The sequence below is a fragment of the Pseudomonas sp. P1_F1_2 genome, from assembly GCF_056405815.1.
Map to the genome: position 1 here is coordinate 39,831 of NZ_JBFUBK010000002.1, position 13,943 is coordinate 53,773.

The 13,943-nt window shown below is 58.1% G+C and carries 17 protein-coding genes and 4 tRNA genes; 11 read left to right on the forward strand and 10 right to left on the reverse strand.

Annotated features, from left to right (window positions below):
• The first annotated feature begins 14 nt into the window (after positions 1 to 14).
• Positions 15 to 275, forward strand: a complete 261-nt coding sequence (locus AC1D2P_RS00800; protein WP_109786361.1) for a DUF2845 domain-containing protein — start codon at positions 15 to 17, stop codon at positions 273 to 275.
• Between the two features lie 275 nt (positions 276 to 550).
• On the opposite strand, the gene AC1D2P_RS00805 is transcribed toward AC1D2P_RS00800, so the two are convergent.
• Together AC1D2P_RS00805 and AC1D2P_RS00810 are read right to left on the reverse strand one after the other, a co-directional pair.
• Entirely contained in the window at positions 551 to 904 is a 354-nt protein-coding gene (locus AC1D2P_RS00805) for a BON domain-containing protein (RefSeq protein ID WP_077431250.1), read from the reverse strand.
• 308 nt (positions 905 to 1,212) lie between these two features.
• Entirely contained in the window at positions 1,213 to 1,635 is a 423-nt protein-coding gene (locus AC1D2P_RS00810; RefSeq protein ID WP_109786282.1) for a pilin, read from the reverse strand.
• 225 nt (positions 1,636 to 1,860) lie between these two features.
• On the opposite strand from AC1D2P_RS00810, the gene pilB reads away from it, so the two are divergent.
• From pilB to yacG, 5 genes are read left to right on the forward strand one after another with little or no spacing between them, the layout of a single operon-like run.
• A complete protein-coding gene (gene pilB / locus AC1D2P_RS00815; protein WP_477757926.1) occupies positions 1,861 to 3,561 on the forward strand; it encodes a type IV-A pilus assembly ATPase PilB in 1,701 nt (566 codons plus the stop codon).
• A 2-nt stretch (positions 3,562 to 3,563) separates the two neighbouring features.
• The gene (locus AC1D2P_RS00820) at positions 3,564 to 4,781 is read left to right on the forward strand and encodes a type II secretion system F family protein (RefSeq protein WP_109786283.1); all 1,218 of its coding nucleotides are present in this window, start codon (positions 3,564 to 3,566) and stop codon (positions 4,779 to 4,781) included.
• Position 4,782: 1 nt separating this feature from the next.
• Positions 4,783 to 5,655, forward strand: a complete 873-nt coding sequence (locus tag AC1D2P_RS00825) for a prepilin peptidase (RefSeq protein WP_477757927.1) — start codon at positions 4,783 to 4,785, stop codon at positions 5,653 to 5,655.
• Positions 5,652 to 6,275, forward strand: coding sequence for a dephospho-CoA kinase (gene coaE, locus AC1D2P_RS00830; RefSeq protein WP_046028514.1), 624 nt, complete (start codon positions 5,652 to 5,654; stop codon positions 6,273 to 6,275). Before AC1D2P_RS00825 ends, coaE begins: the two co-directional genes overlap by 4 nt.
• Complete coding sequence (yacG, locus tag AC1D2P_RS00835; RefSeq protein ID WP_046028515.1) at positions 6,272 to 6,472, forward strand: DNA gyrase inhibitor YacG; 201 nt, start codon at positions 6,272 to 6,274, stop codon at positions 6,470 to 6,472. The genes coaE and yacG overlap by 4 nt, the downstream gene beginning before the upstream one ends.
• Before the next feature lie 3 nt (positions 6,473 to 6,475).
• On the opposite strand, the gene AC1D2P_RS00840 is transcribed toward yacG, so the two are convergent.
• The 3 genes from AC1D2P_RS00840 to AC1D2P_RS00850 form a co-directional block, all read right to left on the reverse strand.
• Entirely contained in the window at positions 6,476 to 6,691 is a 216-nt protein-coding gene (locus tag AC1D2P_RS00840; protein WP_046028516.1) for a hypothetical protein, read from the reverse strand.
• Between the two features lie 63 nt (positions 6,692 to 6,754).
• Complete coding sequence (locus tag AC1D2P_RS00845) at positions 6,755 to 7,444, reverse strand: energy-coupling factor ABC transporter permease (RefSeq protein WP_077431246.1); 690 nt, start codon at positions 7,442 to 7,444, stop codon at positions 6,755 to 6,757.
• Positions 7,441 to 7,914 (reverse strand): FAD/FMN-containing dehydrogenase, encoded by a 474-nt coding sequence (locus tag AC1D2P_RS00850; RefSeq protein WP_477757958.1) that lies wholly within the window; start codon positions 7,912 to 7,914, stop codon positions 7,441 to 7,443. The genes AC1D2P_RS00845 and AC1D2P_RS00850 overlap by 4 nt, the downstream gene beginning before the upstream one ends.
• A 129-nt stretch (positions 7,915 to 8,043) precedes the next feature.
• Between AC1D2P_RS00850 and AC1D2P_RS00855 the strand changes: the two genes are divergently transcribed.
• The 5 genes from AC1D2P_RS00855 (at position 8,044) to AC1D2P_RS00875 (ending at position 11,503) form a co-directional block, all read left to right on the forward strand.
• The gene (locus tag AC1D2P_RS00855) at positions 8,044 to 8,670 is read left to right on the forward strand and encodes a DUF1780 domain-containing protein (protein ID WP_109786285.1); all 627 of its coding nucleotides are present in this window, start codon (positions 8,044 to 8,046) and stop codon (positions 8,668 to 8,670) included.
• Positions 8,667 to 9,194 carry an MOSC domain-containing protein gene (locus tag AC1D2P_RS00860; RefSeq protein WP_477757928.1) on the forward strand — a complete coding sequence of 176 codons (528 nt, stop codon included), beginning with the start codon at positions 8,667 to 8,669 and terminating at the stop codon, positions 9,192 to 9,194. The genes AC1D2P_RS00855 and AC1D2P_RS00860 overlap by 4 nt, the downstream gene beginning before the upstream one ends.
• Positions 9,195 to 9,244: 50 nt before the next feature.
• Positions 9,245 to 9,418 (forward strand): DUF3094 domain-containing protein, encoded by a 174-nt coding sequence (locus AC1D2P_RS00865; RefSeq protein ID WP_032830895.1) that lies wholly within the window; start codon positions 9,245 to 9,247, stop codon positions 9,416 to 9,418.
• Positions 9,419 to 9,478: 60 nt separating this feature from the next.
• A complete protein-coding gene (locus AC1D2P_RS00870) occupies positions 9,479 to 10,777 on the forward strand; it encodes an NAD(P)/FAD-dependent oxidoreductase (protein WP_046028521.1) in 1,299 nt (432 codons plus the stop codon).
• A 327-nt stretch (positions 10,778 to 11,104) separates the two neighbouring features.
• Positions 11,105 to 11,503 (forward strand): HvfA family oxazolone/thioamide-modified RiPP metallophore, encoded by a 399-nt coding sequence (locus AC1D2P_RS00875; RefSeq protein WP_077431244.1) that lies wholly within the window; start codon positions 11,105 to 11,107, stop codon positions 11,501 to 11,503.
• Positions 11,504 to 11,562: 59 nt separating this feature from the next.
• Here AC1D2P_RS00875 and AC1D2P_RS00880 read toward each other — a convergent pair whose 3' ends face one another.
• The 5 genes from AC1D2P_RS00880 to AC1D2P_RS00900 all read right to left on the reverse strand — a co-directional run bounded on the left by AC1D2P_RS00880 (position 11,563) and on the right by AC1D2P_RS00900 (position 13,776).
• Positions 11,563 to 13,188 (reverse strand): methyl-accepting chemotaxis protein, encoded by a 1,626-nt coding sequence (locus AC1D2P_RS00880; protein ID WP_109786287.1) that lies wholly within the window; start codon positions 13,186 to 13,188, stop codon positions 11,563 to 11,565.
• Between the two features lie 172 nt (positions 13,189 to 13,360).
• Positions 13,361 to 13,437, reverse strand: a tRNA-Pro gene (locus AC1D2P_RS00885).
• 96 nt (positions 13,438 to 13,533) lie between these two features.
• Positions 13,534 to 13,609, reverse strand: a tRNA-Lys gene (locus AC1D2P_RS00890).
• Between the two features lie 5 nt (positions 13,610 to 13,614).
• Positions 13,615 to 13,691, reverse strand: a tRNA-Pro gene (locus tag AC1D2P_RS00895).
• A 9-nt stretch (positions 13,692 to 13,700) separates the two neighbouring features.
• Positions 13,701 to 13,776: transfer RNA gene (locus AC1D2P_RS00900), tRNA-Asn, on the reverse strand.
• Between the last annotated feature and the right edge of the window lie 167 nt (positions 13,777 to 13,943).

Below are 13,943 nucleotides of genomic sequence, written 5' to 3' on the forward strand. Positions count from 1 at the left end.
GCCTGGTGCTGGTGATGGGCGCCAGCCAAGTCTCCGCGGCCGACACCTTGCGCTGTGGCAGTCAATTGATCAGCGTCGGCGACAGGTCCAGCGAAGTGCTGCAAAAGTGTGGAGAACCTGTCAGCCGCGATTTGCTCGGGTACAAACGCAGTGCCAATCGACGTGAAGAGTTCCAGGTGGAGGAATGGACCTACGGGCCCAACGGCGGGATGTACCAGTTCCTGCGTTTTGAAGGCAATCGCCTGACCCAAATCACCAGCAAACGCGGCAATTAAATCCCCACCCCTTCAAGTCTAAACATACAAGCGAGCTTGCTCGCGATGGCGGTCTAACAGTCAACCTGGATGTTGAATGTTATGCCCTCATCGCGAGCAAGCTCGCTCCCACAGTTGTTTTGTGTTGCCCATATAGAACAGGCCCCCGACACGAATGTCGGAGGCCTGTAATGGCCACATCCTTATGGCCGTTCGCATGAACTCCCAAGAAGCGGCAGGCGTATTGCTCAGCCCGTCTGCCACACCTTCTCCCGGTCCAGGCGAGAAGTCTTGCCTTACTCGGCTTTCAGGCCGTCAGCGGAGACCGCTTTGACGCCTTTGATTTTCTTGGTGATCGCCACGGCGGTGGCTTTCTGGGAATCAGTCACGGCAACCGTGGACGACAGGGACACAACACCTTTGTTGGTTTCGACTTTGATGTCGGTGCCAGGAATACCTTTTTCAGTCAGCAGGTCGCTTTTAACTTTGGTGGTGATCCAGGTATCGGAAGTAGCTTCCTCGACCTTGGCAGCCTCACCAGAAGCCAATGTCAAAGGGGCTTGAGTGGTGGTGGTCTGCGCGAATGCTGCGTTGGCCAGGGTCAGGGTCAGCGCGGTAGCAGTAGCGGCAGCGATAGCGAACTTCTTCATACGAGTAACTCCTGTTTTTCTAGAAAGTCTGCTGGTTGTCTTCTCAGCAGGGTTACTGGGGATATTGCGAACGCTGTGCCAACTTTGAAACAACTAACAAATTCTTATAAATCAATAACTTATAAATTCGACCCATTTTCGAAATCATGCAAAATGCATGACCTGGTAAATCTCTGCATGCAACATGCGGGTTTTCACAAAGTTCCTAACACGCTGAATTTTTTGGCTTTTTTTCTGTGTCTGCGAGACATTCGCAAGCAAAAAAAGCCCCGTGTCCTTAGAAGCGGGGCTGTGCCGGATCTCAGCGTTTACGTAGCGGAACCCGTGCAGCCTTTAGGCACGTAGTCTTGTTGAGCAGTGCTGGTACACGCCCAGCCATTAGTGGCATCACGGGTCAATGTGATGGTCTTGCTCAACACAGGCCCCGGTGCATTCAAGATCGTGCACGTGATGGTGCCGGCACCCGTGGCAACCGTACCTGTCACTGCGACCGTGCAATTGCTGGTGGTGGCATTGCCCGCCGGCGCCACGTTGGCCACCGTTGGCGCAGTCCCCTGGTTGATCACATCTTCATACGGAACCTTCATGGCGGAAATCTCGGCCAAGCCTGCCGTCACTTTCGCCCGAGCCTGATATTTGGAATACATCGGCAACGCAAACGTCGCCAGAATCCCGATGATCGCCACCACGATCAGCAGTTCGATCAGGGTAAAACCTTTCTGAGTCTTCATAGACACGCTCCATGCATGAGTTGAAATCTCATGATCTGCAAGAGCATCAGCACAGCCCATGCCAAGCGCCAGAGCCCCTGCTGGCGGGGCGCGAAGTCGAGCCGAAGGGCTTTCGAGCCCCCTGCAACCGCACTATCTGACACTTTTTGTCACCTCAACGCCGCTGGTTTGGTTCAGCGCCTTGACTAGGCTATAAGTCTTGAACTGTCTGTGTCCGGTATCCCCATGAACGACATCGCCCTAAGCGGTCTGGCCAAGCAATTGGTCCTGGCCGAGCTGCTCACTGACAAAAGCGCGCAACAGGCGTATCAGCAAGCCCAACGCAACAAGATTTCCCTGGTCAGTTACCTGGTACAGAACAATCTGGCGAAGAGTCGACAGATCGCCGAGATTGCCTCGGAGCATTTCGGCATGGCGCTGCTGGACCTCTATTGCCTGGACAAGGAAACCCAGCCCAAAGGACTGGTCAGCGAAAAGCTGATCCGCCAGCACCATGCGCTGCCTCTCTGGCGACGCGGCAACAAGTTGTTCGTGGGGATTTCCGACCCGACCAATCATCAGGCGATCAATGACATCCAGTTCAGCACCGGGCTGAACACCGAAGCCATCCTGGTGGAGGACGACAAGCTCAGCGATGCCATCGAGAAATTCTTCGACAGCCATGCCAGCGGCCTGGAAGACATGGCAGATGTCGATCTCGACGGGCTGGACATCGAGTCGGTCGATGACAACAAAAAGGACGCTATCGCCGGGCAGGATGCCGACGATGCGCCCGTCGTGCGTTTCGTCCACAAAATGCTGCTCGACGCGATCAAGAGCGGCTCGTCCGACCTGCACTTCGAGCCCTATGAAAAAACATACCGGGTGCGGATGCGCACCGACGGCATGTTGCGCGAAGTGGCCAAGCCGCCCACTCAATTGGCCAACCGCATTGCGGCGCGGCTCAAAGTCATGGCCAGCCTCGACATTTCCGAGCGCCGCAAACCTCAGGACGGGCGGATAAAAATGCGCCTGTCCAAGAGCAAGTCGATTGATTTCCGGGTCAATACCCTGCCGACGCTATGGGGCGAGAAAGTGGTGATCCGGATCCTCGACCCGTCCAGCGCGCAAATGGGCATTGATGCCCTCGGCTACGAGTCCGACCAGAAAGACTTGTACATGGCCGCCCTGAAGCAGCCACAGGGCATGATTCTGGTCACCGGGCCCACCGGCTCGGGCAAGACCGTGTCGCTCTACACCGGCTTGAATATCCTCAACACCGTGGACATCAATATTTCCACCGCCGAAGACCCGGTGGAGATCAACATGGAAGGCATCAACCAGGTCAACGTCAATCCCAAGCAGGGGCTGGATTTCGCCCAGGCGCTGCGTTCGTTCCTGCGCCAGGACCCGGACGTGATCATGGTGGGCGAAATCCGCGATCTGGAAACCGCCGAAATCGCCATCAAAGCCGCGCAGACCGGGCATCTGGTGCTGTCCACCCTGCACACCAACAGCGCCGCCGAAACCTTGACCCGTCTGCATAACATGGGCATTCAGGGCTTCAACATCGCCACCTCGGTCACCCTGATCATCGCCCAGCGTCTGGCGCGCAAATTGTGCAACCACTGCAAGCAATCCATCGACGTCCCTCGTGAAACGCTGCTCAAGGAAGGTTTCCCCGAGGAACGCATCGGCTCATTCGCGATCTATGAGCCGGTCGGTTGCGATCAGTGCAACAACGGCTACAAAGGGCGCGTCGGGATTTATGAAGTGGTGAAGAACACCAAGGACCTGCAACGGCTGATCATGGCCGAGGGCAACTCACTGCAAATCGACAGCCAGATGCGCAAGGACGGTTTCAACGACTTGCGCACCTCGGGCCTGCTCAAGGCCATGCAAGGCCTCACTAGCCTTGAAGAAATCAACCGGGTCACCAAGGACTGAACATGGCGGTCAAAGCAGCAAAAATCAGCGTCTATGCCTGGGAAGGCACAGACCGCAAAGGCACCCGAATGACAGGCGAGTTGAGCGGCCAGAACCCGGCGTTGATCAAGGCCCAACTGCGCAAGCAAGGCATCAATCCCGGCAAGGTACGCAAGAAATCCGCCTCGATTTTCAGCGTCGGCAAACGCATCAAGACCCAGGATATTGCCCTGTTCACCCGGCAGATGGCGACCATGATGAAAGCGGGCGTGCCGCTGCTGCAGTCATTCGACATTATCGGCGAAGGCTTCGATAACCCGGCCATGCGCAAACTGGTGGACGAGGTGAAACAGGAAGTCGCGGCCGGTAACAGCTTCGCCGCGTCCCTGCGCAAGAAGCCGCAGTATTTCGATGAGCTCTACTGCAACCTGGTGGACGCCGGCGAGCAGGCTGGCGCTCTCGATACCCTGTTGGAACGGGTGGCCACCTACAAGGAAAAGAGCGAAAGCCTCAAGGCCAAGATCAAGAAAGCCATGACCTACCCGCTCGCGGTGGTGTTTGTCGCGATCATTGTCACGGGGATTCTGCTGGTCAAGGTGGTGCCCCAGTTCGAGTCGGTGTTCAAAGGGTTTGGCGCTGAACTGCCGGCGTTCACCGTGATGGTCATCGGCCTTTCGGCGTTCATGCAGCAGTGGTGGTGGGCGCTGCTCGGCGGGTTGATCGCGGGCATTTTCGGTGTGCGCCACGCTTTCAGGAAGTCCCCCGGGTTTCGCGACTGGACGGACACCTGGCTGTTGAAGCTGCCGCTGATTGGCACGCTGATGTACAAATCTGCCGTGGCCCGTTACGCCCGTACGCTGTCGACCACCTTTGCCGCAGGTGTCCCGCTGGTCGAAGCGCTGGAGTCCGTGGCCGGCGCCACTGGCAACATTGTGTTCAAGCGTGCGGTGCTGCGGATCAGGCAGGACGTGTCGACCGGCATGCAGTTGAACTTCTCCATGCGCACCTCGGGCATCTTCCCCAACATGGCGATTCAGATGACAGCGATTGGCGAAGAGTCCGGCGCACTGGATGACATGCTCGACAAAGTCGCGAGTTTCTATGAGGACGAAGTGGACAACATGGTCGATAACCTCACCAGCCTGATGGAGCCGTTCATCATGGTCGTGCTCGGTGTTATCGTCGGAGGCCTGGTGGTTGCAATGTACCTGCCCATCTTCCAACTCGGCTCAGCGATCTGACATGCCCTTGAATGAAATCCTGACTGTTTATCCGCTGGCGTTCGTGGCCATCGCACTGGTTGTAGGTCTGCTGGTGGGCAGTTTCCTCAATGTGGTGGTCTGGCGCCTGCCGAAAATGCTCAACCGCGAATGGCGGTTGCAGGCCCATGACGTGCTCGGTGTCCCCGCCGAAGCACCAGGCCCGCCCTACAATTTGATGCTGCCCCATTCCCATTGCCCGCATTGCGACCATCGAATTCGCCCATGGGAAAACGTTCCGGTGCTCAGTTACCTGTTTTTAAGGGGGAGGTGTTCAAACTGCAGCGCACCGATCAGCAAGCGCTACCCGCTGACTGAACTGGCCTGCGGCCTGCTCTCGGCGTTTATCGCCTGGCATTTCGGTTTCGGTTGGCAGGCCGGCACGGTACTGGTCCTGAGTTGGGGATTGCTGGCGATGAGCCTGATCGACGCCGAGCACCAATTGCTGCCGGACGTGTTGGTGCTGCCGCTGTTGTGGCTCGGGTTGATCGTCAACAGCTTCGGGGTTTTCGTGTCATTGCATGAAGCCCTGTGGGGAGCAGTGGCCGGGTACATGGTGTTGTGGACGGTGTACTGGCTGTTCAAGCTGCTCACCGGCAAAGACGGGATTGGCCACGGTGATTTCAAGTTGCTGGCCATGCTGGGGGCCTGGGGCGGCTGGCAGATTTTGCCTCTGACGATTCTGCTGTCATCGCTCGCGGGGGTATTCGTCGGCGTGATTTTGCTGCGCTTGCGCAATGCGAATACATCGACGCCGATCCCCTTCGGCCCCTATCTGGCGATTGCCGGCTGGATTGCCTTGCTCTGGGGTGGTCAAATAACCGACTTCTATTGGCAGTTTGTCGGTTTGAAATGAATACCCCTGTGGAAAAACCCTGGATTCTTGGCCTGACCGGCGGCATCGGCAGCGGCAAAAGCGCCGCTGCCCAGCACTTCATCGACCTGGGCATCCATGTCGTGGACGCCGATCACGCGGCGCGCTGGGTGGTGGAACCGGGTCGCCCGGCGCTGGCCGCCATCGCCGAACACTTCGGCCCCGGTGTGCTGCAAGCCGACGGGCAACTGGATCGCGCGGCTCTGCGCAGCTTGATTTTTGAAGTGCCGGAGGAACGCCGGTGGCTCGAAGGCTTGTTGCATCCGTTGATCGGTGAAGAAATTGCTCACAATCTAGCCAAGGCACAATCGCCTTACGCGATTCTGGTTTCACCGCTGCTGATCGAATCCGGGCAGTACGCCATGACCCAACGTGTCCTGGTGATCGATGCCCCTGAAAAACTACAGATCGAACGCACCTTGCAGCGTGACCAGACCAGCGAGCAACAGGTCCAGGCGATCCTCAAGGCCCAGTCCAGCCGCCAGGACCGCGTGAGCCATGCCGACGACGTCGTGGTCAACGACCGTGACCTCGCCTGGCTGCACAGCGAGGTCGAACGCCTGCATCACTTTTACCTTACTTTGCGTGGAGGCCAGTCATGAGCCAGACCCCAACCGTCCAATGCCCAACCTGTGGCGCTCCTGTTGAATGGAGTGCCGAGAGCACCTTCCGGCCGTTCTGCTCGGATCGCTGCAAACTGATCGACCTCGGGGCGTGGGCATCGGAAGAACACAAGATTCCCGTCAGCCCGGACGCCGAAGACGAAATGTTCAGCGAAGATTTCGAACCGCGCCACTGATGTTCAAGGCCGCGTAAAACCGTAGTCCTGGCCGTCATCGAGGTTTTCCGCGAGAAAACGCAACTCGTCGGCCAGGTCTTCGGCACTGCGCACCGCTTTACTCTGCTGCACCACGGCACTGAGCAGGGCGCGCAAGCTCAAGCCCGGATCAAATCCCACCTCCTGCGCCCCATCCAGACTCTGACGCAACTCCTGCCGTGCCCATTCGTAAACACTCATGCCCATGCTCCTGAAGGTTTTGCCGAGCATGAGTTCACCCGCGTCAGAAAGATTTGATGCGGATCAAGACTTCGGATCGTCGTCATTCCAGGGTGCTGAAAGATAGCGTGTGCGGTTGAACGTCTCCAGCCACTCGGGGCAAAACACCACCAGTGCGCTGACCAGCATGCCGTTGATGAACGCTTCCGGAAAAATCAGCAGCCACAGATAGCCGACAAAATCTTCCAGCCAATACGGCATGGCAAAGCGTTCGTCGTACCACAACACAAACAGCGCCAGCAGCAGGCACAACAACGCCGACAGCGCGGCGGCAAAAAAACCGGAACAGAAGATATACACAAAGGGATTACGCGGTTGTGCGCGCTCCACCAGGATGGCGATGCACTCGGTAACCCACACGGGCAGCAAAATCAGCAACGCCCCGTTTACGCCGATAGCGACCAGGTCCTGACGTCCGAGCAGCACCAGTCCGAACTGCGCAATCAAGCCGCCGACGATTGCCAACGGCCAATCCAGCAACAAGGTCACGGCCGTCATGCCGATGAAGTGATAAGACACGCCGGTGTCGAAATCCCGTCGCACCAGCCACAGCATAAACAGCGCGAACACGGTGCCAAACAGCAAATGCTGGCGGCGGCTGTCGGTGAACAGCTCAACCCAAGGCGCACGCCAGATGGCCCAGAGCACGATGGGCACAAAGATCAGCCAGCCGACTGTCAGCGTTTCGGGTGACAGCAGCTCGGCGCCGATCATGGCCGGGCCTTCTCTAGCGCCTCATGCAGTTGCGCGGCCGTGGCATATTCGTGTTGTGCCAACAATTGGCCGTCCTTGAGTTGCAACCACAGTACTTTGTCCTCAGCCCCAGGGTAGCGCGGCGCCACACGCCCCTCACGGTCCAGCATTACCCGGTAGGAGTAATCACGCATGGCCGGAATGGCAACCATCTTCACGATCAACCGTGGCATGCGCTGAATGTCCGCTAAAAATACGACGTGCCGCGCCTCCAGATAGCCTTTTGGCTGGCCTTGCAGCGCAGCCTCTACCAGTTTGGCGGCATCCATACTTCGCGCCACCAGCAGCGTCTGAGTCTTGGTCTGATTATCCAGTGTAAACGCCTGGTCGTACTGATCGAGCAAGGTCCAGGGCGCCAGCCGCTCGCCCACTTCCAGCGCCTGGGCCCACAAGGGCAGAAATCCGAGCAGCAACACCGGCCAATATTTCACATTCATCCCCTTGTCCTATCGCTTCTGCATGATGGCCATCAGTCTACACCGCCCTTTCAGACTGCCCAGTGACGTCCATTGCCGGTAAACGCTTTCTGCTTGTCGCATTTGAACGCTAAGCTTGGGCCTATGGATGACTCAGATTATTTACGCCTGCTGACCATCGCGGCCGAGCAAGCCAACGCGTTCCTCTCCAATGCCCGCAAATGGGAGCGGGAGCGTTGGGTATGCCAGCGCCTGCTGCAAGGCTTGAACATTCCCTACCGCGCCGACGAATTCGCCCCGGCCGGCGAGCCGCCGGACGTGCTGTTTCGCGAGGCGAATTTCGAAGTGTTCTTCGTGCTCGATGAGGGCCGGCGCCTGAACGACGAATGGCGCGACGAGTTGCAACGTCGCCGCAGCGCGTTTTCGTTGAGTCAGTTAGTACGACGTGAAGCCAAACCCAAACGCATCCCCGCCAATGAATTTTTGCTGAGACTGGCGCCGACCTTGCGCAAAAAAGCGCACAACTACAAAGAACGTGGCATGGACCTGGGGGAGCTCGACATCATCGCCTTCGCCAGCCTCAAGCGCGAAGTGCTGGACCTCAATAGCCACTTTCCACCCCCGACCGAATATTTGCGCCAAGGCTGGCGCTCGTTATCGCTGGTCGGCCCGACATTCGCCCGGGTGCTGTTCGCGCACCCCGAAGCCCCGGATTTCCTGCGCAGCAACCTGGGTCGCAGCATCGTCTTCGATGTCGGCATCAGCCTGTGAGTCCACTGCAGGAATTGATCGCGCAGGTCCCGCAAACCGGCCGCGTACGCTGGATCGGCGTGCGCCCGCAATCACGCTCGCCGATGATCGCACTCGATGCTGTGGAGGCGCGGTTTGAAGCCGGTTTGACCGGCGATCACGCCCGGCCCGGAGCGCGCAATGCGCGGCAGGTGACGTTGATTCAATGGGAACACCTGGCCGCCATCAGTTCGCTGATGGGCCGGCCCGACGATCAACCGGTATTGCCGCAGGACCTACGGCGCAACCTGGTGGTCAGCGGCATCAACCTGTTCAGCCTCAAGGGCCGACGCTTCAAAATCGGCCAAGCCGTTTTTGAAACCACTGGTTGGTGCCAGCCCTGCGCGCGGCTTGAACACAACCTCGGCCCCGGGACCTTTCAGGCCGTGCGCGGCCATGGCGGAATCACCGTCCGAGTGTTACAAAGTGGCATCATTCGACTGGACGACACGGTGAGCGTCGAGCCCATCCCGGACAGCGGCTATGCTCCGTTCAACGTTCGTTAACTCAGCCTGTAGCTTCTACACATTCAGCAACGTCTACTGACGAGGCCTATATGACCAGCCGCTTGAACCCAGACGACCAGAAGCATGTCGAAGAGTACCTGCACCTGTCCCAGCACCGAGTCGAGCGCCGGCCTTTCCGGCCGTGGATGCTCCTGGTGGTGGTGTTGGCAGTGACCATTGGTCTGGGCCTTTTGAGCCGACTTATCAGTTACCTGACGCTATGAGCCGCATCGCGCTCGCTCGGGTAATTGCACCGATTTCTTTTAGCCTTGCGAGTTATCCCCATGTCCCATCGTATTGTTATTGTCGGCGGCGGCGCCGGCGGTCTGGAGTTGGCTACCCGTCTGGGTAAGACTCTGGGCAAGCGTGGCACGGCCAGTGTGATGCTGGTCGACGCGAACCTGACCCACATCTGGAAGCCGTTACTGCATGAAGTGGCGGCCGGGTCGCTGAACTCATCCGAAGACGAACTCAATTATGTTGCCCAGGCAAAATGGAACCACTTCGAGTTCCAGCTGGGGCGCATGAGCGGGCTTGACCGCACGCAGAAAAAAATCCAGCTGGCCGCCACCTATGACGAGGCCGGCCTGGAATTGGTCCCTGCCCGCGAAGTGCCCTACGACTCGCTGGTGATCTCCGTCGGCAGCACCACCAACGATTTCGGCACTCAGGGCGCGGCGCAGCACTGCCTGTTCCTCGATACCCGAAAACAGGCCGAACGTTTCCACCAGCAACTGCTTAACCACTATCTGCGTGCCCATGCCGGGCAAACCGACAAGGTCGAACAGATCAGCGTGGCCATCGTCGGCGCCGGTGCCACGGGCGTGGAACTGGCCGCCGAGCTGCACAACGCCGCTCACGAGCTGGCCGCTTATGGCCTGGACCGGATCAAACCGGAAAACATGCACATCACCCTGATCGAAGCCGGCCCACGGGTGTTGCCCGCCCTGCCGGAACGTATCGGTGGGCCTGTGCATAAAACCCTGGAGAAACTCGGGGTCAATGTGATGACCAATGCGGCGGTCAGTGAAGTGACGGCCGACAGCCTGATCACCGCCGATGGCAAAGTGATCAACGCCAGCCTGAAAGTCTGGGCGGCGGGCATTCGCGCACCGGGTTTCCTCAAGGACATCGACGGCCTGGAAACCAACCGCATCAATCAACTGCAGGTACTGCCGACCCTGCAAACCACGCGCGACGAGAACATCTTCGCCTTCGGTGACTGCGCGGCCTGCCCGCAACCGGGCACTGACCGTAATGTGCCGCCGCGAGCACAGGCAGCGCACCAGCAAGCTTCGTTGCTGGCCAAATCGCTGAAGCTGCGTATCGAAGGCAAGGCATTGCCGACGTACAAGTACACCGATTACGGCTCATTGATCTCGCTGTCGCGTTTTTCGGCTGTGGGTAACTTGATGGGTAACCTGACCGGCAGCGTGATGCTGGAAGGCTGGCTGGCGCGGATGTTTTACGTGTCGCTGTACCGCATGCACCAGATGGCGCTGTATGGCGCGTTCCGCACAGCGATGCTGATGCTGGGCAGCAAGATTGGTCGCGGGACTGAGCCTCGGCTCAAGCTGCACTAAAGTTTCCGGCGTCAGCCAGGGCCTCATCGCGGGCAAGCCACGCTCCCACATTGGATCTGTGCACGACGCAGATCCAATGTAGGAGCGCGGCTTACCCGCGATGCAGGCGCCTCGGTCTAACCGGCGAACACTTCTGTGTCTCACTGTATCTGCCCCCGCGATTTGCCCCTTCGCTTACAAACTCCCCCCTTGCGCGACACAGTAGCGATACACCCATCCCGCTAAATGGCCACACCCGAGCAAGGCACCCCGCCTGCACTGGTTATCGCCGCACTCACGTGGCGTCCTTTATCGAACGGTTGTGTCGCGCAACCCAGGAGATTTGAAATGTCCCGTACCACCAAAAACACTATCGGTTTGCTTGGCGCTGTTTTGGCCGGTGGCATGATGTTGACCGGCACCGTATTCGCTTCGCAGCCGCTGACTCAAGGCTATCTGCTGGCTTCGGCCGAACAGGTGGTGAAAACCCCTGAGGGCAAATGTGGTGAAGGCAAGTGTGGCGATGCGTCGATGGCCAAGACCGACACCGATGGCGACGGCAAGGTATCCCGCGCGGAATTCCAGAAAGTTGCGCCGAAGTCCAACTTCGACAAGATCGACACCAACCACGATGGCTTCATCGACGAGAAAGAGGCTTACGACAACGTGAAAGCCAACTTCGAAGCGAACGGCAAGAAAATGCCAAAAGGCTTGTTCGAGCACCTGAAAGACCAAGACGGCGCCTAAGCCTTCGAGTACCCAGCCCCGCTCTCCAACGAGAAGCGGGGCTTTTTTGTCTGGCGGATTTACACCTGGAAGCGCTGTACCAAGCCCTGCAGAGCGTTGGCCAATTTTGACAACTCATGACTGGAGGCGCTGGTCTGATCGGCGCCGGTGGCGGAACGCACCGACAGATCACGAATGTTCACCAGGTTGCGGTCCACTTCGCGGGCCACTTGCGCTTGTTCTTCGGCGGCGCTGGCGATCACCAGATTACGTTCGTGAATTTCATGGACCGAGGCAGTGATGGTCTGCAGCGCGTCACCTGCCCGCTCCGCCAGGACCCGCGTGCTGGCAGCACGGGAAGCACTGGCGTTCATCGAGTCCAGCGCCAGGCTCGAACCATTGCGCATGCCTTGGACCATTTGCTCGATTTCCTGGGTCGATTGCTGCGTGCGATGCGCCAGCGCACGCACTTCATCGGCCACGACCGCAAAACCGCGTCCGCTTTCACCCGCGCGCGCCGCCTCAATCGCCGCGTTGAGCGCCAACAGGTTGGTTTGCTCGGCGATAGCCCGAATCACATCCAGCACTTTGCCGATGTCCTGAGACTGGTTGGCCAAGGACTGCACCAACTCACCGGTATGCTGCACGTCATTGGCCAAGGCGCTGATGGCACTCGCGGTTTCGCTGACCCGCTCCTGCCCCAGATGCGCCGATTCGCTGGACTGACGGGTGGCATCGGAGGTCGACACCGCGTTGCGCGCGACTTCCTCCACGGCGATGGTCATTTGATTGACCGCTGTGGCGGCCTGCTCAATCTCGTTGTTCTGTTGTTGCAGACCTTGAGTGCTATCAAGCGTGACGGCGTTCAACTCATCCGCCGCGGTGGCCAGTTGCGTGGCCGAACCGCTGATGGCTTGCAGGGTTTCGCGCAAATTGCGCTGCATCGACGCCAGGGCTTTGAGCAAGCGGCTGACTTCGTCATTGCCATGGGTTTCGATAGGCCGGGTCAGATCGCCTCGTGCCACACTTTCCGCTGCGGTCAGGGCTTCGTTCAATGGACGGACGATGCTGCGGGTCAGCAACATGGCCAGGCCGACGGTGGCCAGCGCCGCCAATGCGATGAACAGGCTGACGATCGTTCGCGACGTGTCGTAATGCGCTGCGGACTTCTCACTCTCAGTTGCAACTTGTTTGGCGAACAGGTCGGCCAAGTCATTAAGCTGCTTGCCGGAGCCGTCGACCACGGTTTTCATGTCGATCAACAACAGTTTGGTCAGTTCGTCATGGCGACCTTGCTCGGCAAGGGTGAAAGACTGGGCAATGCCTGTGCGATAGGCCGCGAAAGTGGTTTTGAACTGGTCATACAAGGCCTGGCCTTCGGGGGTGTCGACCAACTTGTCGTAAGTCGCGATTTTCTCGCTCAGTTCTTTGTCTCGGGTGTCCATTTGTCCGCGGTAGACCGGAATGTTTTTCGGGTCTTGGTCCAGGGCCATGCGCAACGAAATGGTACGAATGCGCAGCATCAACTCGCGGATCTCGTCCCCACCACGAATACTCGGCAGCCATTGCTTCTCCACTGCCACCTCACTGTCGCGAATGCTCGACATCTGCCCCAGCGCAAATACGCCGAGCAAAGCGACCAACACAGCGATCAGGGCAAACCCCAGCGCTGCTCGAGGAGCAATATTCAACTGACGAAGCAACATAACGAACGCCCTTTTTCTTGTAATGACTTGGATAAGGGGCAGTTACGGCAGGACCCCGTCGCTTGGCTATCGGCAAGTTGTACGATGACTTGAAGGGAATTGCATTTTCGGCAGACAAAAAAACGGCAGACAAAAAAAATCCCCGTATCTTTCGATACGAGGATTTTTAATATGGTCGGGGTAAGGGGATTCGAACTCCTGACATCCTGCTCCCAAAGCAGGCGCGCTACCGGACTGCGCTATACCCCGGTAAAAAAAAGGCGACCTTTGCAAGTCGCCTTCTTCGATCAGCGCTTTTGGCCTCTGATCTTAAGATTCGATTCCAGCGTTAACTGGTTTCAAAAATGGTGGGTCGTGTGGGATTCGAACCTACGACCAATTGGTTAAAAGCCAACTGCTCTACCAACTGAGCTAACGACCCAAAAATGGTCGGGGTAAGGGGATTCGAACTCCTGACATCCTGCTCCCAAAGCAGGCGCGCTACCGGACTGCGCTATACCCCGGTTTGAAATTGGCTCCGTGACCAGGACTCGAACCTGGGACCCAATGATTAACAGTCATTTGCTCTACCGACTGAGCTATCACGGAACTACATATTTCAATTTACAACGGTGAAGCTTTTTGCGTTCTCTTCGACCCGTTCGCATCGCTGCGTTCGTGTGTCTGAGGCGCGCTATTCTACAATCTTAAGCACCTCTGTCAACCCCCTAAATTGCTTTCAAGTTAATGATTTGCAACTTATTTCAGATTTCCGC